This window comes from Collimonas rhizosphaerae (genome assembly GCF_038896935.1).
Lineage (GTDB): Bacteria > Pseudomonadota > Gammaproteobacteria > Burkholderiales > Burkholderiaceae_D > Collimonas > Collimonas rhizosphaerae.
In genome coordinates this window covers 86,394-112,570 of record NZ_JBANDC010000007.1, presented here as the reverse complement: position 1 = coordinate 112,570, position 26,177 = coordinate 86,394, and the positions used below count along the sequence as shown (strand labels likewise).

Below are 26,177 nucleotides of genomic sequence, written 5' to 3'. Positions count from 1 at the left end.
TCCCGCCTCAACACGCCACGCTGGGAGACGGGTCTTGCCGCACATTCCTTGTGCGCGCAAGCCAGGATTTTTTCAATTTCAATGAAATTTCCTGGTTTTTACTAAAAATCCCTGAAAAAACAGTAAGTCCACTTGCAAAAGCAACAGGTCTGATGACTTGCGGTAAAACCATTGTAAACAACGACCTGCAGCCGTATCCATTGCGTCGCAACATGACGCAAAAGCCTTTACGGTAATACCACCAAGATACAGGTTGACAGCAAATTTTGTGCACCCTACAGTCGTCGGACAACTGTTTCCATGTGGAAATATCGAGGATAGATCACAGAGCGCGACAAAAACCGGGGCCGGCAATTTTCCGCATTGATTGACGGCACCCAGACCACGCTCGCAACAAGCAAGCCATCCCAATCTATCCAGGAGAATCAAATGAAATCGAAATTGATACAAGGACTTGCAATCGGTCTTTCAAGCATGGCGTTCTCGGCGTACGGCGCCGGGCAGCCTGCAACAGCGGAAACCGGGTTCAGCCAGGCCGCAGCGACGCCTGCTGCAACCTGCCAGTACACCACCTGGACCGCGGGCATCAATTATGCGATCGGCAGCGTGGTCCAGTTTCCGGCCAACGGCAATTTCTACAAGGAGGTGAATGCCGGCACCAACGGCAGCGACGGCACCGACCCGACCATCAGCACCTGGTACTGGCAGCCGACCACCTGCAGCGGCCCGGCCGCGCCACCGCCGACCGGATTCATCTACAGCCCTTATTTTTACTCAGGCGACTATAACGGCGACCAGCTCAACACTACCGTGACCGGCAGTTCGCAAATCCTGCTGAAGGTAATGCCAGCCAAGCTGCAAGCGGTGACCTGGGCCTTCGCCACCGGCAGCTGCGGCAGCGAAAACTGGAGCGGCGTCTCCGCCGCGGCGTTTGCCAAGGCGAACGTGGCCAGCTTCGTCAATGCGGGCAAGAAGTACATCGTGGCGACCGGCGGTGGCGGCGGCAGCTTTACCTGCACGTCGGACGCCAATTTCACCAAATTCATCAAGACCTACTACAGCGCCAACCTGCTGGGCATCGACTTCGACATAGAAAGCAGCCAGACCCAAAGCGATATCAACAACCTGGTGGCGCGGGTGTCGGCGGCGCAGGCGGCATATCCGAACCTGCGCTACAGCTTCACGCTGGCGACCGACGGCGGCAACGAAAGCCAGAGCCTGGGCGGCACCGGCGTCAAGGTGATGACCGCGATCCAGAACTACGGATTGAAAAACTACACGATCAACCTGATGACCATGGATTTTGCCGAGTCGGGCCAGGAAAATGCGGCGCTGTGCACGCTCAACAGCAGCGGCAAATGCGACATGGGCAAATCGACCATCGCTGCCGCCGAAAGCCTGCACAACCACTGGAAGGTGCCGTACAGCCAGATCGAAGTGACGCCGATGATAGGCGGCAACGACAGCATCGCCGAGACCTTCACTTTGGCCGATGCGGTCACCGTGTCGAACTATGCCTTGTCGAAGAAACTGGCCGGCGTCCATTTCTGGGCCTTCTCGCGCGACCGCGATTGCGCTCCGCCGAGCTCCGACAACAACTCGTCCGGCACCTGCAATGACTATGGCAAAGCGGGCACGCTGGGCTACACCAACAAGTTCATTTCGGCGCTCGGGCTGTAGCTGGAGCCTTGATTGCCGGCCATCGAGCACCCTGGCGCGATGGCCGGCAATCATCAATCGCCAGCAATCCAAGACCACAGTAAACACCCTATTGGAATCCCTCTTGAAAACTACTCCCACCCGATATTTATTAAGAAGCATCACGCCTGTCTTCATCGGCATGTGTCTCCTGAGCAGCTGCAGCGACGGCGGCGGCTCCGGTTCGGCGACGGCCGGCGCCAGCGCAAAGGCGGCTGCCAGCGCCGGTTCCCCTTACGGCGGCAAAGCGTGGCCGCTGCCGGGAACGATCCAGGCTGAAGACTTTGACACCGGCGGACAGAATGTCGGTTACTACAACCCGGGCAATGCCAACCAGGGCGGCCAGTACCGCAAGACGGAAGGCGTCGGCATCGAAGCGACTTCCGATACCGGCGCTGGCTATGACGTCGGCTGGACCCCCGCCGGCGAATGGCTCAACTACACGGTCAATGTGGCGGCCGCCGGCAACTATAGCGCGCAAGTCCGGGTCGCCAGCCAGGGACAGGGCGGCACTTTCCATTTCAATGTAGACGGCGTCAGCGCCACGCCGCAGCTGACGATCCCGGATACCAAAGGCTGGCAGAACTGGCAAACGCTTTCCAGCAATATCACCTTGAGCGCAGGGCAGCACGTGATCCAGCTGCACCTGGACAGCGTCGTCAACGGCGGCCTGGCCGGCAACTTCAACTGGTTCAGCATCGGCAACGCATCGACAGTGGTCGACGCCGGCACCATAGACGGCAAGCACATGTTCGGTTACCAAGGCTGGTTTGCCTGTAACGGCGACGGCTCGCCGCTGAGCGCTGCCGGCAACGGCTGGCGGCACTGGGCGCCAGGCGCAACGCCGAACCCGCAGAACGTCAGCGTCGACATGTGGCCCGACATGCGCGACGTGCCGGCCGGCGAACGTTGCAATACCGCGTTCGTCATGCCCGATGGATCCCCCGCAACGCTCTACAGCGCCTGGAACCGCAGCACGGTCAACCGCCATTTCGAGTGGATGAAGGCGTATGGCCTGGACGGCGTTTTCCTGCAGGAGTTCGTGGTCGAGCTGGCGCCGGGTTCGGCCGACCGGCGCTTCCGCGACGGCGTGACGGCCAACGTGCGTGCCGGCGCTGAGGCAAACGGCCGGGCCTGGGCGGTGATGTACGACATCTCGGGAGAAAAATCGGAGAACATCATCCCGCGCATCAAGGATCACTGGGCGGCGCTGGCGGCAGACGGATCGCTGGCGTCGAGCCGTTACCTGCACCAGGGCGGGCGTCCGGTCATCTCGATCTGGGGCATGGGATTCACCGGCCACAACGCCACCCCGGCGCAAGCGAACGAACTGATCGACTGGTTCACCAAAAACGCGCCCGACAACCAGCGCGCCTTCGTGATCGGCGGCGTGCCTTCGCGCTGGCGCACGATGGGCGACGATTCGCTGCAGGATCCTGCATGGGCAGACGTGTATCGCCGCTTCGACGTCATCAGTCCGTGGACCGTAGGCCGTTATGGCGATGAAGCCGGCGCGCAAGCCTGGCGGCGCGACGTCATCGCGCCGGACCTGGCCGAGGCCAAGCGGGTGGGGCGGCGCTACATGCCCGTCATGTTCCCGGGCGGACGCAACCTGCCGCGCAAGGGCGGCCGTTTCTGGTGGACCCAGTTCTACGAGTTCAAATCGGCCGGCAACAATATCTTCTACACCGCCATGTTCGATGAAGTGGACGAGGGCACGGCGATGTACAAGGTGGCTCCCGACAAATCGCTGATCCCGACCGAGCCGCCGGCGTCGACCAACCGGCCGCCGTTCATCACGCTGGATGCGGATGGTGAAAGCCTGTCCAGCGATTTTTACCTGCGGCTGGCGCGCGAGGCCAACCGCGTGCTGAGCGGCGCCCGCACGCTGGAGCCGACGCGGCCAATCTCACAGTAGCCGTCATGGAATCGCTGTACATGGCTCCTGGCGTGGCCGCAGCGGTTGCCGACGGCGTCATGGCGGGCGTGGCGGCCTCGCCACCAGCCGTCGCCGCAGCCATCCGACATTTGCCATCGACGACCTTGGCTTCCGGCTTGCCAGGGATTTATAGCGCGGGCCTGTTTCTGGCATAATTGCCTATCGTCAACTTAAAGGCGAATAAATCATGGCCCGGACCAGGCAGGAGACAACCGGCAGCTTGGACCACATGCTGCTAACGAATGTCCTTTCGATCTTGGAACATCAGGCGGGAACCGGGGTGCTTTCCTTTCGTGCGGCCTACGATATTTATGTGGCGATTGCAAAGGACCTGGGCGTCGCCTTGCCGATGAAAGAACTTGCAGACATCGGACACCGGCTTGAAGGGGCTGGATTCAAGATGCCTGACATGTAACCTGAGAAAATCCGCCCATGACATTCCGCACAATCAACCCGCCTGGAGCAACCATCCCGGGAATTTCGCAAGCGACGGTTGTCGAGACCGGAAAGCTGTTGCTGCTTTCCGGCCACGTGCCACTCCGTGCCGACGGTTCCGTTGCCGGACCGGGACTTGAGATCCAGCTTGAACAGGTTTTTTCCAATCTTGAGGCGACCCTGATAGCCGCCGGCAGCAGTTTTGGCAATGTGGCGCGGTTGACAATCTACGTGCGCGATTTCAAGCCTGAGCTACTTCCGGTGATACGCTCCGTGCGCGATCGCTTCGTCAATACGGCGCATCCTCCGGCCAGTTCGCTGATCGGCGTGGCGGCATTGTTTCATCCTGATGTGCTGGTCGAGATCGATGCGATTGCGACAATCCCGGGCTGATCCTCAGCTAGAGAAACAGGGGCCTTATACGGTGCAGCTGGAAACGGCGGCCGACGCCTGGCGCCCGGCGCTTTCGTACAGCGACTTGCCATCCACGACGGGCGTGGCTGACGGCAGCAGGACGCCGTTTTTCACGGCCACGATCTCAGCCATGATAGACAGCGCGATCTCGGCCGGCGTCTTGCTGCCGATGTACATGCCCGCCGGACCATGCAGGCCCTGCAGCGCGGGCTCCGTGATGTCGAAGTATGTACGCAGCCGGTCGCGACGCTGCTCGCTGTTGCGGCGCGAGCCGATGGCGCCGACATAAAAGGCCTCCGACTGCAGCGCATCGATCAGGGCCAAGTCATCCAGTTTCGGATCGTGCGTCAGGGCTACCACGGCAGTGCGCGCATCAGGCTGCAGCTGCAAGACCAGGTCATCCGGCATTTCGTGGCTGACCGTCACGCCATCGAGTAGCCAGCTTGCACGGTATTCTTCCCGCGGGTCGCAGACCACAACCTCGAAACCCAGGCTCAGCGCCATCTGGCACAAGTAGCGCGAGAGATCTCCGGCTCCGATGACGATGAGGCGGGCCTGCGGCCCCAGGTAGGTGGCCAGCTGCTTGCCGTCCAGCCGGGGCACGCCATCGCGCCTGCCAGCGCGCAGTTGCACTTGGCCGGTCTGCAGATCCAGCACTCGTTCGGTGCTGTGCCGCCGCTCGCAGGCCAGCAAAAGTTCGTCCAGCCGGCTAAGTGCTGATACCGGCTCCAGCACCAGTTCCACGGTGCCGCCGCAAGGCAGGCCGAAGCGGTGCGCTTCGTCGGCCGAGATGCCGTAACGCAGCACGGTAGGCAGGCCGCTTGCGCAAACGGCCTGTGTCCCTTCTTTCCTGATACGGACAATGAGGTCGTCCTCAATGCAGCCGCCGGATACCGAACCGGCGGTTTCGCCACGGCCGTTGATAGCCATGAGCGAGCCGGGCGGCCGGGGAGAAGAACCCCAGGTCCGGGCTACGGTGACCAGCACCACGGGCAGGCCCGCCGTCTGCCAGTCCAGCGCGGTGCGCAAGACCAGGGTATCGAGATCTTCCATGGCGCCGGCTTACGCCAGGTTGAACGGCAGCTGGCGCAGCGGCTTGCCGGTCAGCAGGGAAATGGCGTTGGCGAATGCCGGAGCCAGCGGCGGCAAGCCCGGCTCGCCCATGCCGGTCGGCGGTTCGGCGCTTGGTACGATGTGGACCTCCAAGGCCGGTATGTCGGTGATCCGCGCTACCGTGAAGTCGCCGAAGTTGCTCTGTTCGACCACGCCTTCCTTGAGCGTGATGGCCGAACCCGGCAGGCACATCGACAGCCCCATGACCGCTGCGCCCTGTATCTGCGCTTCAACGCTGCGCGGATTGACCGCGAGGTTGCAGTGCACGCCGGCGGTCACGCGGTGCAACACCGGCTGCCCGTCCCGCACCGACGCTTCCACCACGTAAGCCACCACGGAGGAAAAGGATTCGTGCACCGCCACCCCCCAGGCGCGCCCGGCCGGCAATGGCTGCTTGCCATATCCGCTCTTGTCCACCGCCAGCTGCAGGGCAGCCCGGTGGCGCATATGTTTGTCGCCGAACAGCTGCATGCGGTAAGCCACCGGGTCCTGTCTTGTGCTGCGGGCGATCTCGTCGATCAAGGTTTCCATCACGAAGGCAGTGTGGGTGGAGCCGACGCTGCGCCACCACAGTACCGGTACGTTGAGTTTGGGGTGATGAACCGTCAGGCGCATCGGCAGCGCGTAGGGTTCGCGCATGCCCTCGGTTGCCGTGGCGTCGATGCCGTTCTTCACCTGGTACTGTTCAAATACAGAACCGGTGGTAATCGACTGGCCGACGATGACATGGTCCCAGGCCAGCACCTTGCCGCGTTCGTCGAAACCTATGCGCGCGCGGTGCAAGTGCATCGGGCGGTAGTAGCCGCCGCGCATGTCGTCCTCGCGGCTCCATAGCGTGCGCACTGGAACCTTGAGGCCGGCTGCCCGGGCCGCCTTGGCGATTTCGCAGGCTTCGACCACAAAATCGCTGCCGCTGGAGAAGCGCCGGCCGAAGCCGCCGCCGGCCATCTCTACGTGCACTGCCACTTGCTCCGGCTTGATGCCAAGGACGCGTGCGACTGCGGCGCCGTCCACGCCGGGGCATTGGGAGCCGGTCCATATCTCGGCGCGGCCGTCGGCAAGCGCGACGGTGCAGTTGAGCGGCTCCATGGCTGCGTGAGCCAGGTAGGGAAACACGAATTCCGCTTCCAGCTGCCGCGGCGCCGCCGCCAGGGGCGCCATGTCAGCGTCGAAATGCCGAGGTCCGGGGCGGGCGGCCAGCTCACGGTACTGGGCCAGCTGCTGTGCGCTGTCGACTTTCTCGACGGCCGCGGTGTCCCACTGCAGCTTCAGCGCGTCGCGGCCTAGCTTGGCCGGCCAGTAACCGTCGGCGATCACCGCCACGCCTTCGGCGCCGCGGTCCAGCGGCACGCGCAGCACGGCTTTCACGCCTTTGACGGCGCGCGCCGCACTGTCGTCCAGCGAGGCCAGGCGGGCGCCGAACACCGGCGGGCGCGCCACTACGGCCGTCAGCTGGCCCGGCAGGCGGACGTCAATCCCGAACTGCTGCCGTCCGCTGCTCTTGGCGCGCGCGTCCAGGCGTGCAGTGGGGCGGCCGATGATGCGGAAATCCTTGGCGTGCTTCAGCGTGACCTTCTCAGGCACGGGGAGGGCCATTGCGGCTTCGGCCAGTTCGCCGTAACCCAGCTTGCGCCCTCCAGGCCCCAACACCGAGCCCGCTTCCGTGCGCAGGGCAGCCACATCCACATTCCAGCGGACCGCCGCTGCGCCCAGCAGCATGGCCCTGGCGCGGGCGCCGAGTTCGCGATACTGGGCGAAGCTGTTCTTGACCGAACTGGAGCCGCCGGTGATGTGGATGCCGAAGAACGGATCGACATAGGCGGGATCGTTCGAGCCGTGCCTGCTGCGGACCAGGCTCCAGTCCGCATCCAGCTCCTCGGCCAGGATCATCGACAAGCCGGTTTGCACGCCTTGGCCGAATTCCAGCCGGTTGACCACTACCGTGACTTCACCGTCAGGGGCGATGTGAACGAAAGTTAACGGCTGCTGGGTTGGCTTGAGGGCGCTACCGGCCTGGCCGTTGCCGGTAGCTTGTCCCATCGCGAGGTGGGGAAAGGCGCCGAGCGCCAAGCCGACAGAACCGGCCAGCTTCAGGAACCGGCGGCGCGGAAGCCTGGCAGCCTCTTCAGCATGTCCTCGGGTCAGCAAATGCTGCAGGGCGCGCGGCATTTCGCTGTAATCAACATTGGGCAGCATGGCAGTTCCTTCAGGCGAGGGTTTTGGCGGCATCGGCCACTGCGGCGCGGATGCGGACGTAGGTGCCGCAGCGGCAGATGTTGCCGGCCATCGCCGAGTCGATCTCGGCGGCGGTCGGCTGCTTGCCGCGGGGCAGCGATTTGAGGAAACCGGTGGCGCTCATGATCTGGCCGCTCTGGCAGTAGCCGCACTGCGCCACGTCGTGCTTGACCCATGCGGCGTGCACCGCCGCGCCGACCGGGTCGCTGCCATCGGTGACGGCTTCGATGGTGGTGATCTTTCTGCCTTCCGCAGCGGAGACAGGGGTAATGCACGAGCGGGTAGCCTGGCCGTCCAGGTGCACGGTGCAGGCGCCGCACAGCGCGGCGCCGCAACCGAACTTGGTGCCGGTCATGCCTAGCGTATCGCGCAAGGCCCAGAGGATGGGTGTGCCGGGGTCGGCGTCGATTGTGTACTGGCGGCCGTTGACGTTGAGCGAGCTCATGGGTGGCGGTTCTCCGTAATGTGAGTGGGGCAGGACATGGTAGACACTGCGGGCAGACACTGCGCCGGCAGTGTCGGCGGCGTTGGACGTACACGCTGGCCAATGCGTAAATTATGGATCTTCGCCGATCGGATCAGCTTGCCGGTTCCGACGCCTTTCTTGCCTATTCCTATGTTTTATCGCCGTCGCCGGCTTTTTCCCGGCTCAGGCAGATTCGCGCAATCGTTTGATGTCCCGCAGCGGAGGCGCGCCAAACAAGCGGGTGTATTCGCGGCTGAACTGGGAAGCGCTTTCATACCCTACGCGCAGTGCGGCGCTGCCCGCATCCAGGTCTTCATTCAGCATCAGTTGCCGGGCGTCCTGCAAGCGCAGATGCTTCAGATACTGCAACGGGCTCATGCCGGCTACCGCACGAAAATGCTGCCGGAAGGTGGATGGACTCATGCTGGCTCTGGCAGCCAGGTCATCGATGGGGATATCCGCCGCAAAGTTCTGCTTCAGCCAGGCGATCACCTTGGCGATATGCTGGCCCGGGGCGCCGGCCGTGACGAGATGGCGCAGCGTCGGCCCATGCTCTCCATTCAGCAGCCGCACGACAATTTCCTGCTGGATCAGCGGAACAATGAGTGGAATCAGGTGCGGTTCATCCAAAAGGCGCAGCAGCCGGGTCAGCGCATCGAGCAGGCCATCATCCAATGCCACGACGGACATTGCACGCGAGGCCGGCGCCTTGAGCGGCGCCGCAAAATCCATCTCGGCAGCCACCTGGCCAATGACGCGTCCATCCAATTCAAGACGCACGCCCAGGTAGGGTTCGACAGAGTCGGCACGGGTAACGTAGGACGCCACCGGCAGGTCGACCGATGTAACGAGCGCTTGTCCCGGGCCGTAGTCAAAGATCTCGTCGCCAAGCGTGACACGCTTGCGGCCCTGTACCGTTATGCCCAGCCCCAGGCCATAGATGCATGGCATCGGATCGGTGGCTGCGCTGCGGCGATAAACCATCAATGCAGGGATTTTTGTCGTGTAATCCCCATCGGTTTGGGCAATATTTCCTGCCAGCCGCGCAAGATCGCCTGTATTTGCCAAAGGGATTCCATTTCCTGATTTCATATGGCTGCCGCAGAAATTATCATCGAAACCTAGTCTAGCACCAGCGACCTGCTTGTTTTCCAGATTCGCTGCGAATTCATCGGATCAGGCAATAACAAGATCAAATCCGGCAAACCTTCCTGCGCCTGCCGGGCTCACAATGACAGCCACGGACAAACAGCGGTTCAACGCTGCACTCACACAGGCAAGCACATAGGATCAACGATGAAAAAAGCACTGATAATCAACGCCCACCAGTTCTACCAAGGCATCTCCACCGGCAAGCTGAACCAGACCATGGCTGGAATCATCACGCAGGAAATGGAGAACCGGGATTACGAAGTCATGCAGACAAGCATTGAGGCAGGCTACGATATCGATGCCGAAGTTCAAAAACACGTCAGGGCAGACTTCATCATTCTGCAATCCCCGGTTTACTGGTTCGGCATGCCATGGATATACAAGAAATACGTCGACGAAGTGTTCACGGCAGGCCTGGTGCAACAGAGTTTGCTGGCCGATGACGGACGCACCCGGCAAGACCCGGGCAAGCAGTACGGGACTGGCGGGAAGATGCAGGGCAAGAAGTACATGCTTTCCTTGACATGGAACGCTCCTGAAGAGGCATTCGGCGACGCCGGACAGGTCCTGTTCCAAGGCAAATCGGTCGACGACGTATTCGTCAGCAATACCGCCAACTACAAATTTTGTGGCGCAGAAATCCTTCCGGCATTTTCCTGCCACGACGTCATGAAGCAGGCCGACGTTGAGGGCGATATTGCAAGGCTTCGCGAGCATCTTGAAGCGGTAATATAAATTCCACAAAACCGGATGCTCCAGCCTGGGACTTGATCAAGCCGGCGCAAGCTCACCGTACCAGTAAGCGGCTGTGACTCCGCCATCCATGAGGAAATCGCTGCCGGTGATAAACGCCCCGTCCGGCCCCATGAGCAGAGCGCCGACGTTTCCTACCTCGTCGGGAGTGCCGGCGCGGCCGGCTGAGGACAGTTCCATCATTCGCCGGTATCCTGCGCCGCGCGGGCCGGAAAGCTCATCCTTGGCGAGCGGTGTAACGATGATGCCAGGGCTGATTGTGTTGACTCGCGCCCCGCGCTTACCCTAACGCACCGCCTCGGCCATGACGCGCAATGCGTTTCCTCGCTTGGAAATCTGGTAGGCGTTGAGCGGGTCCGTCACCCGGTCCGGCTGGAGCATGGGAAGGGCGAGCAGTTCGTCAGCCGGCGTGATCGCCAGAGCCTTGTTTTGCTCCGGCGTCAGCGCTGGGAGGCGATGCCCGGACTGCGACGCGATCACCACGCCGGCGCCGCCGCGAGCGATGACGTTGCCAAACTCCTCCAGCACGAGCGCGGTGCCATACAGGTCGACCCGCAGGATCTGGGCAGGCGACGCCTGCGTCGGGGAAACTCCTGCCGCATGGATCAATCCGGTGACTGCGCCAAGGGCCTCGGCCATCTTGGCGAGAACATGGACGGACTCGCGCGAAGTGACATCCACCACTGCAGTGCTCACCTCGAATCCGGCTTCACTGAGAGTTTTCGCGGCGGCGTTGGCATTATCTTCGCGCAGGTCGGCCAGGAAAACGTGCTTTCCTGCACTTATCCGGCGGGCGATCGCCTGGCCGATCGATCCTGATCCGATGACTACAATGACGTCTTTCATTCAGATTTCCTTTCGTGTCCGGTGAATGGCAGTTCAGTTGGATTGCCGGGCATGCCTGCCAGCCAGGTATTGTTCGTTGCTGACCTTTTCCATCCAGACCACCGCGACGCCGTCGAGCGCCTCCTGCACCGCAATATGGGTCATGGCGGCGGTCGGCGTCGCTCCGTGCCAATGCTTGTGCCCCGGCGGGCACCAGATCACGTCGCCGGCGCGAATTTCCACGACTGGCTCGCCCTCGCACTGGGTCCAGCCACAACCGGCGGTGACGATCAGCGTCTGGCCCAGCGGGTGGGTGTGCCAGGCCGAGCGAGCGCCTGGCTCGAAGGTGACGCTGGCGCAGGAAGTGCGCGCCGGCGCCGGCGGCGTGCTCAGCATTTCTATTCGGACCTTGCCGGTAAAAGTAGCCTCGGGGCCGTTTATTGAAGCGATCGTGCCCACGCGTTTGAGTTCCATGGCATTTCCTTTGCATTCCGTGAGGGGATGCCAGGCAGTTTATCGCGCAAGGACTGCCGTGATTAGATGCTATTATCGGCATGGACTTATGAGAAAGGCTCATGAATGGCGCGTGAAAATTTCAATGATCTGCTGGCCTTTGTCACTGTCGCGCGCGAGGGCAGCTTTACGCGCGCCGCCGCGCAGCTCGGCGTGTCGCAGTCTGCGCTCAGCCACACCATCCGCGCGCTGGAAAACCGGTTGGGGATCCGCCTGCTGACGCGCACCACGCGCAGCGTCTCCGCCACTGAAGCTGGCGAACGACTATTGATGACGGTGGCGCCGCGCCTCGATGAAATCGAAGCCGAGATGGCGGCGCTGAGCGAACAGCGCGACAAACCTGCGGGCAAGCTGCGCATCACCACCGCTGAACACGCAGCCAACAGCGTGCTGTGGCCTAAACTGAACACATTCCTTCCCGGCTACCCTGACATCAAGGTCGAGGTGACCATCGACTACGGGCTGACCGACATCGTGGCAGGGCGCTTCGACATCGGCATACGCCTTGGCGACCAGGTGGCCAAGGACATGATCGCGGTGCGGATCGGGCCGGACCTGCGCATGGCCGTGGTCGGATCGCCAGTCTACTTCCAGCAACGTCCGCCGCCGCGTACCCCTCACGAGCTGACCGCGCATGACTGCACCAATCTCCGCCTGCCGACCTATGGCGGGCTGTATGCCTGGGAGTTTGAAAAAAATGGCCACCCGCTGAAGGTGCGGGTCGAGGGCCAATTGACGTTCAATAGCAGCAGCCCATGCTTGAGGGCGGCCCTGGCTGGTTTCGGCTTGGCGTTTTTGCCCGAAGACATGGTGCTTGAACATGTGGACGCCGGACACTTGGTGCGCGTGCTGGAAGACTGGTGCGCTCCCTTTGCCGGTTACCATCTGTACTACCCGAGCAGGCGTCAGGCATCGCCTGCGTTTATGCTGCTGGTCGATGCCTTGCGCTACCGCGCCTGAACCACGCGCTGGCCACCTTCAAGCCTGGCTCAGGCAATGCCGGCGCCAAGGGCTGGAAACACATCGCTGAACAACAGCCGGCCCCTGATTAAGAACGATCCTTACGCTTTCTCGGGGGCCGTGCTATTGGTCGGGCGGAATCTTATTTCCGGCTGCCCAGCTCCATGATCATGCGGGTCAGCAGATAAAAGCGCGGCACCACGCTGTCGACTTCGGCGTACTCTTCCGGCGTATGGATGCCGCCGCCAACAATGCCGAAGCCATCCAGTGTCGGGATCCCGACACCTGCCGAGAGGCTCGAATCGGCTGCGCCGCCGCTGCCCTCAAGCGTCAGTTTTTTGCCCAGCTCGCCATAGATGGCTTGCGCCTTGGCGGCCAGCGCCTCCGATTGCGGGTTTGCCGGCATCGGCGGGAAACCGCGCGTCAGGCGTGTCGTCACCTGGGTATCGGGGATCAGTTTTTTCTCGGATACTTTGGCCAGGTCTTTTTCGACACGGTCGAACTCTTCGGGAACCGCGACCCGCACGTCGCCGAAGGCGGTAGCGTGATCTGGAATGACGTTAGTCGCGCCGCCCGCGTTTATCACGGTAAAGTTGACCGTAGTTTGCTTTTCGCGATCGCCAAGCTGGCCGAGCTGCAATATCTGGTGCGCCACTTCCATCGCCGCATTGCGGCCGCTGTCGGGCGCAACGCCGGCGTGCGCTGCCTTGCCGGTCACTTCAACCTTCACCGTGCCGCTGCCTTTGCGCCATACCACCAGGCCGTCGGCCGGCCGGCCCGGTTCGAGGTTAAGCACCACATCGTGCTGTTTGGCGACTTTTTCGATCAGCGCGCGTGAGCCGGCCGAGCCGGTCTCTTCGTTCGAGTTGAGCAATAAAGTAATCTGCGCATAATCTTTAAACCCTAGCTGTTGCAGGATTTTTAACGCATACAGGCCGGTGACGATGCCGCCTTTGTCATCCATGACGCCAGGGCCGTAAGCGCGGCTGTCTTTGATGTAAAACGGCTTTGCTGTGGCTGTTCCGTGCTTGAAAACCGTATCCATGTGCGCCATCAGCAAGATTTTTCCTTTGCCGGTTCCGGTGAATGTCGCCACCACGTTGTTGCCATTTGCGGGCGCCGCTGCCGGATAGGTTTCAACGCGCGCCCCGATTTTTTTTAACTCTTCAATCACTATCCCGCTGACCTGGCTCAATCCCGGTTCGTCGCCGGTGCCGGTATCGATATTCACCAGACGTTCCAGCAGTTTCAAGGCCTCGCCCTTGTATTGCTCGGCTTTTTCATAAACCTGTTTGTCGGGTTCGGCAAAAGAAGGGGAAGCGGTTAAACCAAGAGCTATGCCTAAACCCAGGCTTGACATGAATGCGGATCGTGCAAAATGAAACATTATTGTGACCTCCCGTTTGAATGTTGGATTGTTGAATTATTGAACTGGATTCTGGCACAGACTGGATGGCTCCGGCAAAGGATTCAGTGAACTGGTTCAGGCGGCTTCGCTGATGCGGCGGGCGATGGCTTCGCCCATCTCGGTGGTGTATGGCGAAAGGTTTGTCCGGCAGATATTCCCGACAATCTTTGTTCTTTCGACAAGGATGTTGTAGGCGCCAACGGCATGATCGCTCCTGCTGCCCAACATGACCTCTGGATCTGGATCACGCAATCAAGCGCCGCAACCCTGTATGACAGCATGAGCAAAGCGGTATCGTTGCTGGGTCCTTTTGCCGATCTTGCCAGTGAACAGATTTGCTTCCCTTATCACAACGACGTGACATTCGACGGTTTTGCGGACGGCGTTGCAAATCCCAATCCGTTCCGCGCCAACAGCGTGGCCATCATTGCCGACGGTGAAAAAGGCGCGGGCGGATCAACCGTGCTGATCCAGAAATGGAAGATGGATGTTGAAAAATTAAGGAGTTTGGCTGTTCACGAAGCTGAAAACGTCTGGGGCAGGACCAAGGCCGGAAGCCACCAGCTATCGCCTTTGCCGGAGGATTCCCACGTCGGCAGGAACCAGTTCAGGAGAAACGGCGAAGAAAAAGATATCGTCCGCAGGAACGCCAATTATGGAAACGCGAAAGAGGCGGGCATCATGTTTGTCGGTTTTTGCAGCGACATCACGGTCACGATGGGAATGCTTGAACAGATGTACGGCGTAGGTTCCGACGACGTCTCGAAAACCGACAGGCTGCTGGATTTCGCTACCGCACTTTCCTCGGCAATCTATTTTGTGCCCAGCCTGGATGCATTGTCGAAAATGGATATTTCTCCTGAAGATCCCGACCAAGATCCGGTCCAAGGGTTCGGCAAGGTAATTCTCCAGCGTAAAGCCGCGCTGGAGAATAGTCGCCTAACCTATTGATTCTTCATCAGGATTGCCGGGATTTAATCCATATGGCAGTTAATCTTCCTCGGTAAACTCTGGCATTGCCGACGAATGATGATTGATGATTTTCCAGTCGCCATCGATTTTTTCATAGACATAGGTATACCGTGCCCGCACCTTGGCCGGCTTGCCGTTCTTCAATACATCAAAAGTGTAGGCGCCGCTATCGAGCGCAAGATTCTCACCCAATATGCGGATCTGGCGATAGTTGATGGTGCCCTTTGGCTTGAGCAGCAGGAAATGTTCAAAGTACTCTTTGATTTCTTCCGGCGTCGCACGGATCTTGTTTGATACGGTCGGCTGCAATATGCCGTTGGGCGCATACAGTTTCACGACTTCCTCGGGTTTTCCCGTCGCCAGGGCGGCATTCCAGCGATCAAACAGGCCGGCAATTTCTTTCTCCTCGGCAGTGGTTGGCGCAACCGCTACATGGTCATATCTCTTGGGAGGCTCCTTTGCGACAACAGCAGCGCTGAGGAGTAAAGAAATCACGAATAACAGCTTTTTCATTTCATATTTCCTATCGATAAAAATATGCACTCGCGGACGAGGTAAGACATATTTGTTCTGATTGATAAAGTCGGCCAGCGGCAAGGATAGGGAAGAGAAAAGAAATGTGCCATCAGGAAATCTTGAATTTTTCACAGGATTGACGAATTGAATAGTAAGGAAATTCCTAAGCGTGCGAGTTTTTAAAAAATGATATATGATGGTCGTCATGAAGATTAAACCAAACCATCCAGGTGCCAGGCGCGCCACCCGGAGCCGCAAGGAAGCGACGCACGACCGTATCGTCGAGGTAGCCGCGCGCGCGATCCGGCGCAGCGGTTATGCCGGCACCGGGGTGGCGGATATCATGAAGGAAGCCGGCCTCACGCACGGCGGCTTTTACGCGCACTTCGACTCGCGCGAGATGCTGCTGGCAGAAGCGGCTGACAGCGCCGGCGCGGAAGCGGTGAGCTTGTCGGCCGACATCGCGGCTGCGGCGGCGCCAGGGCAATCCTTGCAGGCGGTGATGCAAGCCTATTTATCGCAGCAGCACCTGGAAGACGTCGAGAATGGCTGCCCGGTGGCAGCGCTTGGCTCCGAGATGCACCGCCAGGCGCCGGAGGTGCGGCACGCGGCCACGCGCCACATCAAGGCGATGATCGATATGGTGGCCCGCCAGCTGCCCGACTGGGGAACACCGGGCGCGCATGAGCAGGCGATGTTCATGGTCACTTCGATGGTCGGCACGATGATGATGGCGCGGGCGGTCGACGATCCCAGGCTGTCCGCTGCGTTGCGCGAAGCGGCGCTCAAGCATTTTTCTGAGGCTGGCAAATAAGGCCGGCTTGGCAGCCCACGTTCCGGGATTTTTTTTGACACAAAATATGATGATCGTCATATTAAATGCTTACACTGAGAGGAAGCGCAATGAACAGCAAGATCGCAATCGTGACCGGAGCGTCATCGGGTATCGGCGAAATCACCGCCGAGCAGCTCGCCAGGGCGGGTTACAAGGTGTACGGCACCAGCCGCCGTGGCGCGCAAGGGCAAAGCGGCAAGCGCGCATTCCAGATGCTGGCGCTGGATGTGACCAGCGACGAATCGGTGGCGGCCGCCGTCAACGAAGTGCTGCGGCTTGAAGGGCGCATCGACCTGCTGGTCAACAATGCCGGCTTTGGCGTCGCGCCCGCCGCGGCCGAAGAGAGTTCGATCCGGCAGGCGCAGGCGATTTTCGACACCAACTTCTTCGGGATCGTCAGGATGATCCGCGCCGTCGTGCCGCACATGCGGCGGCGCGGAAGCGGGCGCATCATCAATATCAGCTCGGTACTGGGTTTTGTGCCGATGCCGTACATGGCGCTGTACTCGGCCACCAAGCATGCGGTGGAAGGCTACTCGGAATCGCTGGACCAAGAGCTGCGCACCCAGGGCATCCGTGTTTCGCTGGTCGAACCGGCCTACATCAAGTCAGCGTTCGACGCCAACCAGCTACAGCCCGACCAGGCGCTCGACGAGTATCGCGACCTGCGCGCCGGACTGGACCAGCGCGTGAAGCAAGCGCTGGAAGGCGCGGATGGTCCGGCCGTGGTAGCCCGGACGGTGGTGCAAGTGGCGCTGGCGGCGACGCCGAAAGTGCGCTATACCTCGGGTGCGCTGGCCGGCCGCCTGCGCTTCCTGCGCCGGTTCGCACCCGCCGCGCTGGTCGAAGCCGGCGTACGCAAGGACTTGCGGCTTGACTCCCAGCCGGCGCTGCGCAAACCCGTCACGGTCCTGCCACAATAATCTACGATAAAACGGGAGCAATACATGAAAGCCTACTTCATCAACCGCTACGGCAAATCGGACGTGCTCACCTCGGGCGACCGGCCCGAGCCGGTACTGCGCGACGACGACGTCCTGGTGCAGATCCATGCTGCCGGCGTCAATCCGGTGGACAATAAAATCCGGGACGGCGAATTCAAGCTGCTGTTGCCATATAAGATGCCGCTGATCCTGGGCTGCGACATGGCCGGCGTGGTAGTGCGCGTCGGTGCGCGCGTGCGCCGTTTCAAGGTGGGCGACGAAGTCTATGCGCGGCCGGACGACGACCGCATCGGCACGTTTGCCGAATTCATTGCGATCACGGAAGATTCGCTGGCTCTCAAGCCGGCCAATTTGACGATGGAGGAGGCCGCGTCGATGCCGCTGGTGGCGTTGACCGCATGGCAGACGCTGGTCGAAAAAGGCCAGCTGAAGAAAGGCCAGAAAGTGCTGATCCACGCCGGTTCGGGCGGCGTCGGCACGATTGCGATCCAGCTGGCCAGGCACATCGGCGCTACGGTCGCCACCACCGCCAGTGCGGCCAACGCCGACATGCTGAAAAGCCTGGGCGCCGACATCGTCATCGATTACAGGAAGGATGATTTTTCAGCCAAACTGAAAGATTACGACCTGGTGCTCGACACGCAGGGCGGCGACACACTGAAAAAATCCCTGAGCGTGCTCAAGCCAGGCGGCAAGCTGATCGGCATCGCCGGCCCGCCGGATCCCGATTTCGCCAGGCAGCGCGGCTTGAACGGTTTTCTGCGGCTGGTGATGGGGCTGCTCAGTTACGGTGTCCGAAAAGCCGCCAGGCGCAGCGGCGCCAGCTACTCCTTTCACTTCATGAGCGCCAGCGGCCAGCAGCTTGGCGAAATCACCAGGCTGATCGAAGCCGGCCACATCCGGCCGGTGGTCGACCGGGTGTTCCCGTTCGAGCAAACCAGGCAGGCGCTGGACTATGTCGAAACCGGGCGCGCGAAAGGGAAAGTCGTGATCAAAGTGCGCTGACGGAGAGCCCCTTGCCCCTCCAGAAAGCTGCCAAAAGGGTGGGGTTGTAGAAAATCCACGGGCCTGCCCGGGTGTGAAAATACTACAAGCCGGCCCCGGTTTTTGTGGTAGCGCCCGCCGGCCGGGCACCCCTATAGTCTCCCTGCGTCACACAGACGCGGTGCATAAAAAAACAGAGGAGACAATAGTGATGAATAAACTCGCCTATGCCGGCGCGCTTGCCGGCCTGGTGTTCCTGATGCCGGCCGCTTCCGCGGCCGATTCCTGCAGCGTTCCGCAATTGAAAGTACTGGCCCAGAAGACCCTTGGCCTCACCACGCTTGAGAAGTCGCTGGCCGACTACCGCAAGGCCAGCGGCACCCAGGTCGACCTGGTGTATTTCGGCGAGAACGATCGCCGCGGCAAATCGCGCCTGGACGCCTCCACCAAGGCCGGCGCCTACCAGGTCTACTACGTGGACGAAGCCAACGTGGCAGAGTTCGCCGCCGCCGGCTGGATCCTGCCCTTGCTGAAATACTATCCGAAGGAATACGACTACAACGATTTCCTGCCCGGCCGCCGTGCCGTCGCCAGCTACAAGGATGTCGCTTACTTTGCGCCGCTATACGGCGGCGGCGACTTCCTCTATTACCGCAAGGACTTGCTGGACAAGGCGCACATCGCGGTGCCGAAGACGCTGGAAGAACTGCAGGCCGCCATCAAGAAGCTGAATAACCCGCCGGCGGTCTATGGCTGGGTGGCGCGCGGCCAGCGCGGTTCGGGCATGAACGTGTGGCGCTGGTCGCCGTTCTTCACCGCCATGGGCGGCGAATGGGTCGGCAAGGACGGCAAGGCCGGTTTCAATTCGGCGGCCGGGGTGAAAGCCACGCAAACCTACATGGACCTGCTGAAGTACACGCCGCCCGGCACCGCCACCTACGACTGGAGCAATGCGGTCGAAAGCTTCCGTGCCGGCAAGGTAGCCTTCATGATCGAATCGACGCCGTTCGCCGACTGGATGGAAGACCCTAGCAAATCGTCGGTAGTGGGCAAGGTCGGTTATGCGCGGCCGCCGGCGCCGCTGTCTTCGGCAGGTTTCGGCCACGGCTTTGCGATTGCCGCCTACGGCAGCAAAGATGAGTGCACGCGCCAGGCTGCCGGCAAATTCATCGCCTGGGCCAGCAGCAAGGAACAGGAGCAGGCGCGCCTCAAGGACGGCGTGTTCAGCGACTATAACCGCAGCAGCACGATTGGCAGCCCTTATTTCCAGCAGCATGTGCAGCCGGGGATCGTCGCCGGCCTGAACGCGATCACCGACACCACCAGGCTGAATATCTGGTCGTCGCCGCTGTGGCCGCAGGTCGGCGATAACCTTGGCGTTGTGCTGGAAGAACTGTTCACAGGCACCCGCACCGACGCCAAGGCCGCGCTGGACGACGCCGCCAGGTATACCGACGCCGTCATCGCCCGCGCCGGCCGCCGCAACTGAACGTCACGCCGGATTGCCAGGCGGCTCCGGTCCGGCGCCGCCTGGCGCAGCCTTTCGAGAAACGACAATGAATAAACGCCATAGCTCTTCCTTGCCCTATGTGTTCCTGCTGCCGCCGCTGCTGATCCTTGCCGTGCTGGCGCTGGTGCCCACCGTCGGCGCGATCTACCTGGCGCTGCGCGACCGCATGCTGCAATACGCCGACAGCCATTTCGTCTGGTTCGAGAATTTTTCACGGCTGGCGGCGGACCGCCGTTTCCTCAACGCCATCAAGGTATCGGCGCAATGGGAAGCAGTCACCGTGCTTGGCACGCTGGTGGTTGGCGTGCTGCTGGCGGTCTGGCTGTTCGAGAAAACCTCGCCCCGCACGCGCAACCTGCTGTCGGTGCTGCTTATCATCCCGGTGCTGCTGCCGCGGGTGTCGGCAGCCTTCCTGTGGAAATTCATGTTCTCGCCCTTGCTGGGCATCGTCAGCTGGCTGCTGGGTTTTGTCGGCCTTGGCAACATCGCGTTCCTGTCCGATCCCGGCCTGGCGCTGCTGGCGGTGGCGTTTGTCGATGTCTGGCAATGGGGCCTGTTTTTTGCCGTGATTGTGCTCAAGCTGCTGGAAACCTTGCCGCCGGAACCGCTGGAGGCGGCCCGCATCGACTATGCCCGCAGCTGGGAAGTGTATGCCCTGGTGGCGCTGCCGATGCTGCGGGCGCCGCTGGTCAGCCTGGCGCTGATCAAGATGATCGAGTCGCTGCGTTCATTCGACCTGATCTATGTCATGACCAAGGGTGGTCCAGGCATCGCCACCGAGACGCTGGACATGTACGCCTACTCTCAAGGAATCGGCCTGTCCGGCGATATTTCCTACGCCTCGGCGATGGCGGTCCTGATGATGGTGCTGACCACCGCGCTGTTCACAATCATTTGGAAGCGAGCTAAAAAATGGCAAGAATAATTGCAGACATGCCGGCGGGAGCCGAGATGAGGCTGGCAGCACCTGGCAAAGCTACCGCGGGCGGCAGCCTGACGCGCGGGTTATCCAAGGCATTCGGCTGGCTGGGCCTGGCGCTGCTGGTGACGGTGGCGCTGTTCCCGGTGCTGTGGGCGTTGCTCAATTCGCTCAAGGAATTGATGGATATCGTCTCGCCGACGCCGCGCTTCCTGTTCCGGCCGACGCTGGACAACTATCGGCAGGTGCTGCACACGCCGGAAGTGCTGTCCGGCCTGTACAACAGCATCCTGGTGGTGGGCGCCGCGGTAGGGCTGGGGGCGTTGCTGGGGGTGCCTGCCGCTTACGCCATTGCCCGCTATCCATTCCGCCGGCGCGATGATGTCCAGTTCTTCGTGCTGTCGCTGCGCTTCCTGCCGCCGGTGGCGGTGGCGATTCCGCTGATGGCGGTCTGGATCGACCTGGGCGTCTACGACACCCGTTTTTCACTGATCGCGACCTATCTCCTGACCACCTTGTCGACCATCATCTGGCTCTCGATCCCGGCCTTCCAGCGGGTCCCGCGCGAAGTCGAGGAAGCCGCGACCATCGACGGCTACGGACCGTATGCGGTGTTCTGGCGGATTGCCTTGCCGATCGCGTCCAAGACCTTGCTGGGCGGCGTTGTATTCAGCTTCGTGCTGGTCTGGAACGAACTGATGATGGCGCTGACCCTGACCTCGCAGCAGGCCGCGACGCTGCCGGTGATCGCCGCCACTTTTACCTCGATGGGGCAGGAAGTGCCGTGGGGCGTGGTCAACGCTTCCACTGTATTGCTGGCATTGCCGCCGCTGGTATTCCTCGGTTTGCTGAGCCAGCTGCTCAATTCCATGCTCAAGCATCGCTGAGATTTGCACAAGGCCGGACAAAACCAAAACACGGAGCAGCGCCGTCTCGCTGCGCTAACAAGATAATGGAGTAGATGATGAAAGCCCTGGTTCTCGAAAAACAGCATGACATCCGGTTGCGCGAGATTGACTTGCCTCTGGCCATCGGTCCGCGCGACGTCAAGATCAAGATTCATACGGTCGGCGTCTGCGGCAGCGACGTCCATTATTATCAGCACGGCAATATCGGTTCCTTCGTGGTGCAGGAACCGATGGTGCTGGGACATGAAGCCGCCGGCGTGGTGACCGAAATCGGCGCCGACGTCAGGCACCTGCAGGTAGGCGACCGCGTCTGCATGGAGCCCGGCGTGCCGGATTTCGAATCGAAGGCGGTCCGGCTCGGCCTCTATAACCTCGATCCGGCCGTGCGCTTCTGGGCGACGCCGCCGATCCACGGTTGCCTGACGCCGTTTGTCTCGCATCCGGCCGCGTTTACTTTCAAGCTGCCGGACAATGTCAGCTTCGCCGAAGGCGCCATCGTCGAACCGCTGGCGATCGGCCTGCAGGCCGCCACCAAGGCCAGGATCAAGCCGGGCGACCTGGCGGTGGTGATGGGCGCAGGCACCATCGGCATGATGACGGCGCTGGCGGCGCTGGCCGGGGGCTGCAGCCGGGTGGTGATCTGCGACCTGGTGCAGGAAAAACTGGACCTGATCCACGCCTATCCCGGCATCACCACGGTCAATTTGCGCCAGCAATCGCTGCTGGAAACCGTGATTGGCCTGAGCGGCGAGTGGGGCGCCGATATCGTGTTCGAAGCCAGCGGCAGCGACAAGGCTTACGACGGCATCTTCGACCTGTTGTGCCCGGGCGGCTGCCTGGTGCTGGTGGGTCTGCCGGCTGACAAGGTGGCGATCGACATCGTGGCGCTCCTGGCCAAGGAAATCCGCATCGAATCGGTGTTCCGCTATGCCAATATCTTCCCGCGCGCACTGGCCCTGATCGCTTCCGGCAAGATCAATGTCAAGCCATTCATTTCGCGCTCGTTCAAATTCGCCGACGGCGTCGCCGCCTTCGACGCGGCCGCCAGCGGCAATCCGCACGACGTCAAGATCCAGATCGAATTGGAATAAGCACCATGGCCAGCATTGTTTGCGACAAATTGGTAAAGCATTATGAAGGCAATCCTGTAGTCCACGATTTCAGCATGGAGATTGCGGACGCTGAATTCATCGTGCTGCTCGGCCCCTCCGGCTGCGGCAAATCGACCATCCTGCGCATGATGGCGGGGCTGGAAGAAATCAGCGACGGCGCCTTGCATATCGGCGCCAGGCAGGTGAATGACTTGCCGCCGCGCGAACGCGATATCGCCATGGTGTTCCAGAATTACGCCTTGTATCCGCACATGACGGTGTACGACAACATGGCCTTCGGCCTGCGCCGCCTCAAGACGCCGGAGAGCGAGATCAGCGAGCGGGTCAGGCTGGTAGCGCAGATGCTCAGCCTGGAGCCGCTGCTGGAGCGCAAGCCGAAGCAGATGTCGGGCGGCCAGCAGCAGCGGGTGGCGATCGGCCGCGCCATGATCAAGACGCCGGCGGTATTCCTGTTCGACGAGCCGCTCTCCAACCTGGACGCCAAGCTGCGCGCTCAGCTGCGCGGCGACATCAAGCGCCTGCACCGGCAATTGGCGACTACCTCGGTCTACGTTACCCACGACCAGCTGGAAGCGATGACGCTGGCTGACCGCATCGTGCTCCTGAAAGCGGGACGGATCGAGCAGGTCGGCACACCGGCTGAAATTTACAACCACCCGGTATCCAGATTCGCCGCCGGATTCATCGGCACGCCGGCCATGAATTTCATCGATTGCGTCGCCAGCCATGAGGATGGGATGACCGTGCTGGACAGCGGCCAAGCCCGGTGGCGCCTGCCGCAATCCTTGTTTGCCATCGGCGACGGCCAATCCGTGGTGCTCGGAGTACGGCCCAACCACATGTTCACCACCAGCGCCGGCGACCAGCAGGTTGAAATACTGGGGCAGGTCGACCTGGTGGAACTGCTCGGGGCTGAATCACTGGTCAGCCTGCTGCATGCCGGGCGCGAAATCACTGCGCTGGTGCCGGCCAACCGTTGCCCGCGGATGGGGGAGCAAGTATGCTTTAATGTCTCGATGAACGACCTGCATGTGTTCGATGCAGAGACAGGTCGCAGCCTGGTATTGCGCCATTGATATTTATTGGCTACAGGCAACAACAGGAGACGACACCATGCAGCCAGACCTTGAGCTTATCCAGAAAGTGCAGTACCAGTCGTTCCGCGTCTGGTCGCATGGTTATCCGCACCAGGTGGCGCGCTGGCACTATCATCCCGAGTACGAGCTGCACTATCTGCGCGAGACCCGCGGCAAGATGTTTGTCGGCGACTACATCGGCGATTGCGGGCCGGGCAACCTGGTGTTCACCGGCCCCAACATTCCGCACAACTGGGTGAGCGAACTGGCGCCCGGCGCCAGCGTGGCGGAGCGCGACCTGGTGCTGCAGTTCGGCGCCGAATTCATGCAGGATTGCATGGCGCTGTTTCCTGAATTCGGCCAGGTGCAGAACCTGCTCGACGAGGCGCGCCTTGGCGTCCAGTTCGGCAAGGAAGCGGAGGTGCGCGCACACGAAACCTTGAGCGCCATGCTCAACGCCAGCGATACCCGGCGCGTGGTCTTGTTCCTCGATTTGCTGGATTTCCTGTCGCATGCGCCGCGCGTGCGGCTGGCCAGCCCCAGCTATGACCCCAGCATCGACCAGCGCCGCAACGCCGTCATCAACCAGGTGCTGGCGTATATCCTGGAAAACTACACCGCTGACCTGAGGGAAGCCGACGTTGCCGAGCTGGCGCGCATGGCCGGCGCCGCCTTCTCGCGCTTCTTCCGCAAAAATACCGGACTGACCTTCGTCCAGTACGTCAACCACCTGCGGCTCAACCGCGCCTGCGAACTGTTGATGAACAGCGAGCTGTCGGTGACCGATATCTGTTACCGGGTGGGCTTCAATAACGTTTCCCATTTCAATCACCAGTTCTTGCAGAAAAAACAGATGTCGCCGTCCAAGTTCAGGGCCTGCCACCTGACGCAAGGCAGCTGCGGAACCAGTCAGTCTGCAACCCAATAAAAAAGAAGGATTCATTCATGTACCTGGGAATCGACCTCGGCACTTCCGAGATCAAAGCCATGCTGGTGGATGGCGGCAACAAAGCGATCGCCAGCAGCGCCGTCAAGCAGACCATCAGCCGGCCTTATCCGATGTGGTCGGAACAAAGTCCCGAAAACTGGTGGCAAGCGACCTGCGACGCCCTGGAGCAATTGCGGGCAGCGGCGCCGGCGGCATTTGCCGCGGTGCGCGCGATCGGCGTCTCGGGCCAGATGCACGGCGCGGTCCTGCTCGATGCGCGCCATCGTGTGCTGCGGCCGGCGATCCTGTGGAACGATAGCCGCTCTTTCGCCGAATGCATCGAACTGGAAGCACTGGTGCCGGAATCGCGCCAGATCACCGGCAACCTGGCGATGCCGGGTTTCACCGCACCCAAGCTGCTGTGGCTGCAAAAACATGAGCCAGCCGTGTTCCGCAGCATCTCCAAGGTATTGCTGCCCAAGGATTACCTGGTCTACCGCCTTACGGGTGAACTGGTGTCGGACATGTCGGATGCCGCAGGCACCTTGTGGCTGGATGTCGCCCGGCGCGACTGGTCTGAGCGCATGCTGGAGGCGACCGGCCTGGGCCGCGAGCAGATGCCGGCCTTGATCGAGGGGCGCGACGTGGCCGGCCAGCTGAAGGACGACCTGGCTCGCCAGTGGGGCCTCAGCGGCAACGTGCTGGTAGCCGGCGGCGCCGGCGACAATGCTGCCGCGGCAGTCGGGGTGGGGGCCGTGGCCCCCGGCAGCGCCGTGGTGTCGCTCGGCAGCTCGGGCGTGATATTCGTCTCGAACGATCATTTTTCGCCGAATCCGGCGCAGGCGATGCACGCTTTCTGCCACGCCTTGCCGCAGCGCTGGTGCCAGATGAGCGTGACGCTGGCCGCCACCACCAGCCTGTCATGGGCTACGCGCCTGACCGGGCACAGCAGCGAAGCGGCGTTTGCGCGGCTGGCGGAAGACACCGTTATCGAAACGGCGCCGATTTTCCTGCCCTACCTGAACGGCGAACGTACGCCGCACAACAATGCCCAGGCCAGCGGCATGTTCTTCGGCCTGAGCTCGAATACCGATGCCGCTGCGATTGCCTATAGCGTGATGGAAGGCGTGGCATTCTCGCTGGCCGACGGCTACGCAGCGCTAGGCACGGCGGGCACTCGCATCCGCCAGGCCGTATTCGTCGGCGGCGGCGCCCGCAGCCGTTTCTGGGGCTCGCTGGTAGCCTCGTCCTGCGGCTTTGCGCTGCAGCGGCCGGTGGATGGCGACCTTGGCGGCGCCTTCGGTGCGGCCCGGCTGGCGCGCATGGCGGCTACCGGCGAAGCGGCGGAGGTGGTGTGCAGCAGCTTGCCGGGGGATGAGCTGATTGTGCCGTCCGCCACGCTGGCGGCGCGCCTCAAGCCGCGCTATGAACGTTACAAACGCTTGTACCTGGCGACGAACGACCGTGCGCTGCAACAGCCGCGGGCGGACTGAACCGGATGCCGGTATCACAGGCGGCAACCCCGGATCAGTTGGCACTGGGCCGCCGCCTGCTGAACTTGC

Annotated in this window: 25 protein-coding genes and 1 pseudogene; 18 read left to right on the top strand and 8 right to left on the bottom strand. The window is 61.6% G+C overall.

The annotated features are described in order from the left end of the window. Nucleotides 1–429: 429 nt before the first annotated feature. From V8G57_RS11880 to V8G57_RS11860, 5 genes are all read left to right on the top strand, one after another. Entirely contained in the window at nucleotides 430–1,680 is a 1,251-nt protein-coding gene (locus V8G57_RS11880) for a glycoside hydrolase family 18 protein (RefSeq protein WP_342829572.1), read from the top strand. Between the two features lie 103 nt (nucleotides 1,681–1,783). Beyond that, entirely contained in the window at nucleotides 1,784–3,616 is a 1,833-nt protein-coding gene (locus V8G57_RS11875) for a carbohydrate-binding protein (RefSeq protein WP_342829571.1), read from the top strand. A gap of 5 nt (nucleotides 3,617–3,621) precedes the next feature. Continuing rightward, nucleotides 3,622–3,792 (top strand): hypothetical protein, encoded by a 171-nt coding sequence (locus V8G57_RS11870; protein WP_342829570.1) that lies wholly within the window; start codon nucleotides 3,622–3,624, stop codon nucleotides 3,790–3,792. A 65-nt stretch (nucleotides 3,793–3,857) separates the two neighbouring features. After that, nucleotides 3,858–4,052 carry a hypothetical protein gene (locus tag V8G57_RS11865; protein WP_342829569.1) on the top strand — a complete coding sequence of 65 codons (195 nt, stop codon included), beginning with the start codon at nucleotides 3,858–3,860 and terminating at the stop codon, nucleotides 4,050–4,052. 17 nt (nucleotides 4,053–4,069) lie between these two features. Next, complete coding sequence (locus tag V8G57_RS11860; RefSeq protein WP_342829567.1) at nucleotides 4,070–4,465, top strand: RidA family protein; 396 nt, start codon at nucleotides 4,070–4,072, stop codon at nucleotides 4,463–4,465. Nucleotides 4,466–4,489: 24 nt separating this feature from the next. On the opposite strand, the gene V8G57_RS11855 is transcribed toward V8G57_RS11860, so the two are convergent. From V8G57_RS11855 to V8G57_RS11840, 4 genes are all read right to left on the bottom strand, one after another. Further along, nucleotides 4,490–5,539, bottom strand: a complete 1,050-nt coding sequence (locus tag V8G57_RS11855; protein ID WP_342829566.1) for an XdhC family protein — start codon at nucleotides 5,537–5,539, stop codon at nucleotides 4,490–4,492. A 9-nt stretch (nucleotides 5,540–5,548) separates the two neighbouring features. Next, entirely contained in the window at nucleotides 5,549–7,795 is a 2,247-nt protein-coding gene (locus V8G57_RS11850; RefSeq protein ID WP_342829565.1) for a xanthine dehydrogenase family protein molybdopterin-binding subunit, read from the bottom strand. Nucleotides 7,796–7,805: 10 nt separating this feature from the next. Next, the gene (locus V8G57_RS11845) at nucleotides 7,806–8,279 is read right to left on the bottom strand and encodes a (2Fe-2S)-binding protein (RefSeq protein ID WP_342829564.1); all 474 of its coding nucleotides are present in this window, start codon (nucleotides 8,277–8,279) and stop codon (nucleotides 7,806–7,808) included. 204 nt (nucleotides 8,280–8,483) lie between these two features. Next, nucleotides 8,484–9,368 (bottom strand): AraC family transcriptional regulator, encoded by an 885-nt coding sequence (locus V8G57_RS11840; protein WP_342829563.1) that lies wholly within the window; start codon nucleotides 9,366–9,368, stop codon nucleotides 8,484–8,486. Nucleotides 9,369–9,596: 228 nt separating this feature from the next. Between V8G57_RS11840 and V8G57_RS11835 the strand changes: the two genes are divergently transcribed. After that, entirely contained in the window at nucleotides 9,597–10,187 is a 591-nt protein-coding gene (locus tag V8G57_RS11835; protein WP_342829562.1) for an NAD(P)H-dependent oxidoreductase, read from the top strand. A 36-nt stretch (nucleotides 10,188–10,223) separates the two neighbouring features. On the opposite strand, the pseudogene V8G57_RS11830 reads toward V8G57_RS11835, so the two are convergent. Together V8G57_RS11830 and V8G57_RS11825 are read right to left on the bottom strand one after the other, a co-directional pair. Continuing rightward, nucleotides 10,224–11,051, bottom strand: a pseudogene (locus tag V8G57_RS11830) (SDR family oxidoreductase). A 33-nt stretch (nucleotides 11,052–11,084) separates the two neighbouring features. Next, a complete protein-coding gene (locus tag V8G57_RS11825; RefSeq protein WP_342829561.1) occupies nucleotides 11,085–11,504 on the bottom strand; it encodes a (R)-mandelonitrile lyase in 420 nt (139 codons plus the stop codon). 105 nt (nucleotides 11,505–11,609) lie between these two features. Here V8G57_RS11825 and V8G57_RS11820 point away from each other — a divergent pair, with 105 nt between their 5' ends. After that, on the top strand, nucleotides 11,610–12,503 hold the full coding sequence (locus V8G57_RS11820; protein ID WP_342829560.1) for a LysR family transcriptional regulator: 894 nt from the start codon (nucleotides 11,610–11,612) through the stop codon (nucleotides 12,501–12,503). A 142-nt stretch (nucleotides 12,504–12,645) separates the two neighbouring features. Here the strand turns inward: V8G57_RS11820 and V8G57_RS11815 are convergent, their stop codons facing one another. Then, nucleotides 12,646–13,863, bottom strand: coding sequence for a M20/M25/M40 family metallo-hydrolase (locus tag V8G57_RS11815; protein WP_342829559.1), 1,218 nt, complete (start codon nucleotides 13,861–13,863; stop codon nucleotides 12,646–12,648). A gap of 201 nt (nucleotides 13,864–14,064) precedes the next feature. Here V8G57_RS11815 and V8G57_RS11810 point away from each other — a divergent pair, with 201 nt between their 5' ends. After that, nucleotides 14,065–14,862 (top strand): Dyp-type peroxidase, encoded by a 798-nt coding sequence (locus V8G57_RS11810; protein ID WP_342829693.1) that lies wholly within the window; start codon nucleotides 14,065–14,067, stop codon nucleotides 14,860–14,862. A 39-nt stretch (nucleotides 14,863–14,901) separates the two neighbouring features. Here the strand turns inward: V8G57_RS11810 and V8G57_RS11805 are convergent, their stop codons facing one another. Next, nucleotides 14,902–15,606: an SgcJ/EcaC family oxidoreductase gene (locus V8G57_RS11805; protein WP_342829558.1), complete on the bottom strand. Its 705-nt coding sequence runs from the start codon at nucleotides 15,604–15,606 to the stop codon at nucleotides 14,902–14,904. On the opposite strand from V8G57_RS11805, the gene V8G57_RS11800 reads away from it, so the two are divergent. The 10 genes from V8G57_RS11800 (at nucleotide 15,593) to xylB (ending at nucleotide 26,108) form a co-directional block, all read left to right on the top strand. After that, a complete protein-coding gene (locus V8G57_RS11800) occupies nucleotides 15,593–16,213 on the top strand; it encodes a TetR/AcrR family transcriptional regulator (protein ID WP_342829557.1) in 621 nt (206 codons plus the stop codon). The genes V8G57_RS11805 and V8G57_RS11800 overlap by 14 nt on opposite strands. An 89-nt stretch (nucleotides 16,214–16,302) precedes the next feature. Continuing rightward, nucleotides 16,303–17,157, top strand: coding sequence for an oxidoreductase (locus V8G57_RS11795; protein ID WP_342829556.1), 855 nt, complete (start codon nucleotides 16,303–16,305; stop codon nucleotides 17,155–17,157). Nucleotides 17,158–17,181: 24 nt separating this feature from the next. Further along, nucleotides 17,182–18,183 carry an NADP-dependent oxidoreductase gene (locus tag V8G57_RS11790; RefSeq protein ID WP_342829555.1) on the top strand — a complete coding sequence of 334 codons (1,002 nt, stop codon included), beginning with the start codon at nucleotides 17,182–17,184 and terminating at the stop codon, nucleotides 18,181–18,183. A gap of 190 nt (nucleotides 18,184–18,373) precedes the next feature. After that, a complete protein-coding gene (locus V8G57_RS11785) occupies nucleotides 18,374–19,651 on the top strand; it encodes an ABC transporter substrate-binding protein (protein WP_342829692.1) in 1,278 nt (425 codons plus the stop codon). Between the two features lie 67 nt (nucleotides 19,652–19,718). Then, entirely contained in the window at nucleotides 19,719–20,597 is an 879-nt protein-coding gene (locus tag V8G57_RS11780; protein WP_342829554.1) for a carbohydrate ABC transporter permease, read from the top strand. After that, nucleotides 20,585–21,478: a carbohydrate ABC transporter permease gene (locus V8G57_RS11775; protein ID WP_425458270.1), complete on the top strand. Its 894-nt coding sequence runs from the start codon at nucleotides 20,585–20,587 to the stop codon at nucleotides 21,476–21,478. The genes V8G57_RS11780 and V8G57_RS11775 overlap by 13 nt, the downstream gene beginning before the upstream one ends. 77 nt (nucleotides 21,479–21,555) lie before the next feature. Further along, complete coding sequence (locus tag V8G57_RS11770; protein WP_342829553.1) at nucleotides 21,556–22,590, top strand: NAD(P)-dependent alcohol dehydrogenase; 1,035 nt, start codon at nucleotides 21,556–21,558, stop codon at nucleotides 22,588–22,590. Nucleotides 22,591–22,595: 5 nt separating this feature from the next. Then, nucleotides 22,596–23,687 (top strand): ABC transporter ATP-binding protein, encoded by a 1,092-nt coding sequence (locus V8G57_RS11765; protein WP_092399400.1) that lies wholly within the window; start codon nucleotides 22,596–22,598, stop codon nucleotides 23,685–23,687. 37 nt (nucleotides 23,688–23,724) lie between these two features. Continuing rightward, the gene (locus tag V8G57_RS11760; RefSeq protein ID WP_092399402.1) at nucleotides 23,725–24,615 is read left to right on the top strand and encodes an AraC family transcriptional regulator; all 891 of its coding nucleotides are present in this window, start codon (nucleotides 23,725–23,727) and stop codon (nucleotides 24,613–24,615) included. Between the two features lie 17 nt (nucleotides 24,616–24,632). Next, nucleotides 24,633–26,108, top strand: a complete 1,476-nt coding sequence (gene xylB / locus V8G57_RS11755) for a xylulokinase (RefSeq protein WP_342829551.1) — start codon at nucleotides 24,633–24,635, stop codon at nucleotides 26,106–26,108. Nucleotides 26,109–26,177 lie beyond the last annotated feature (69 nt).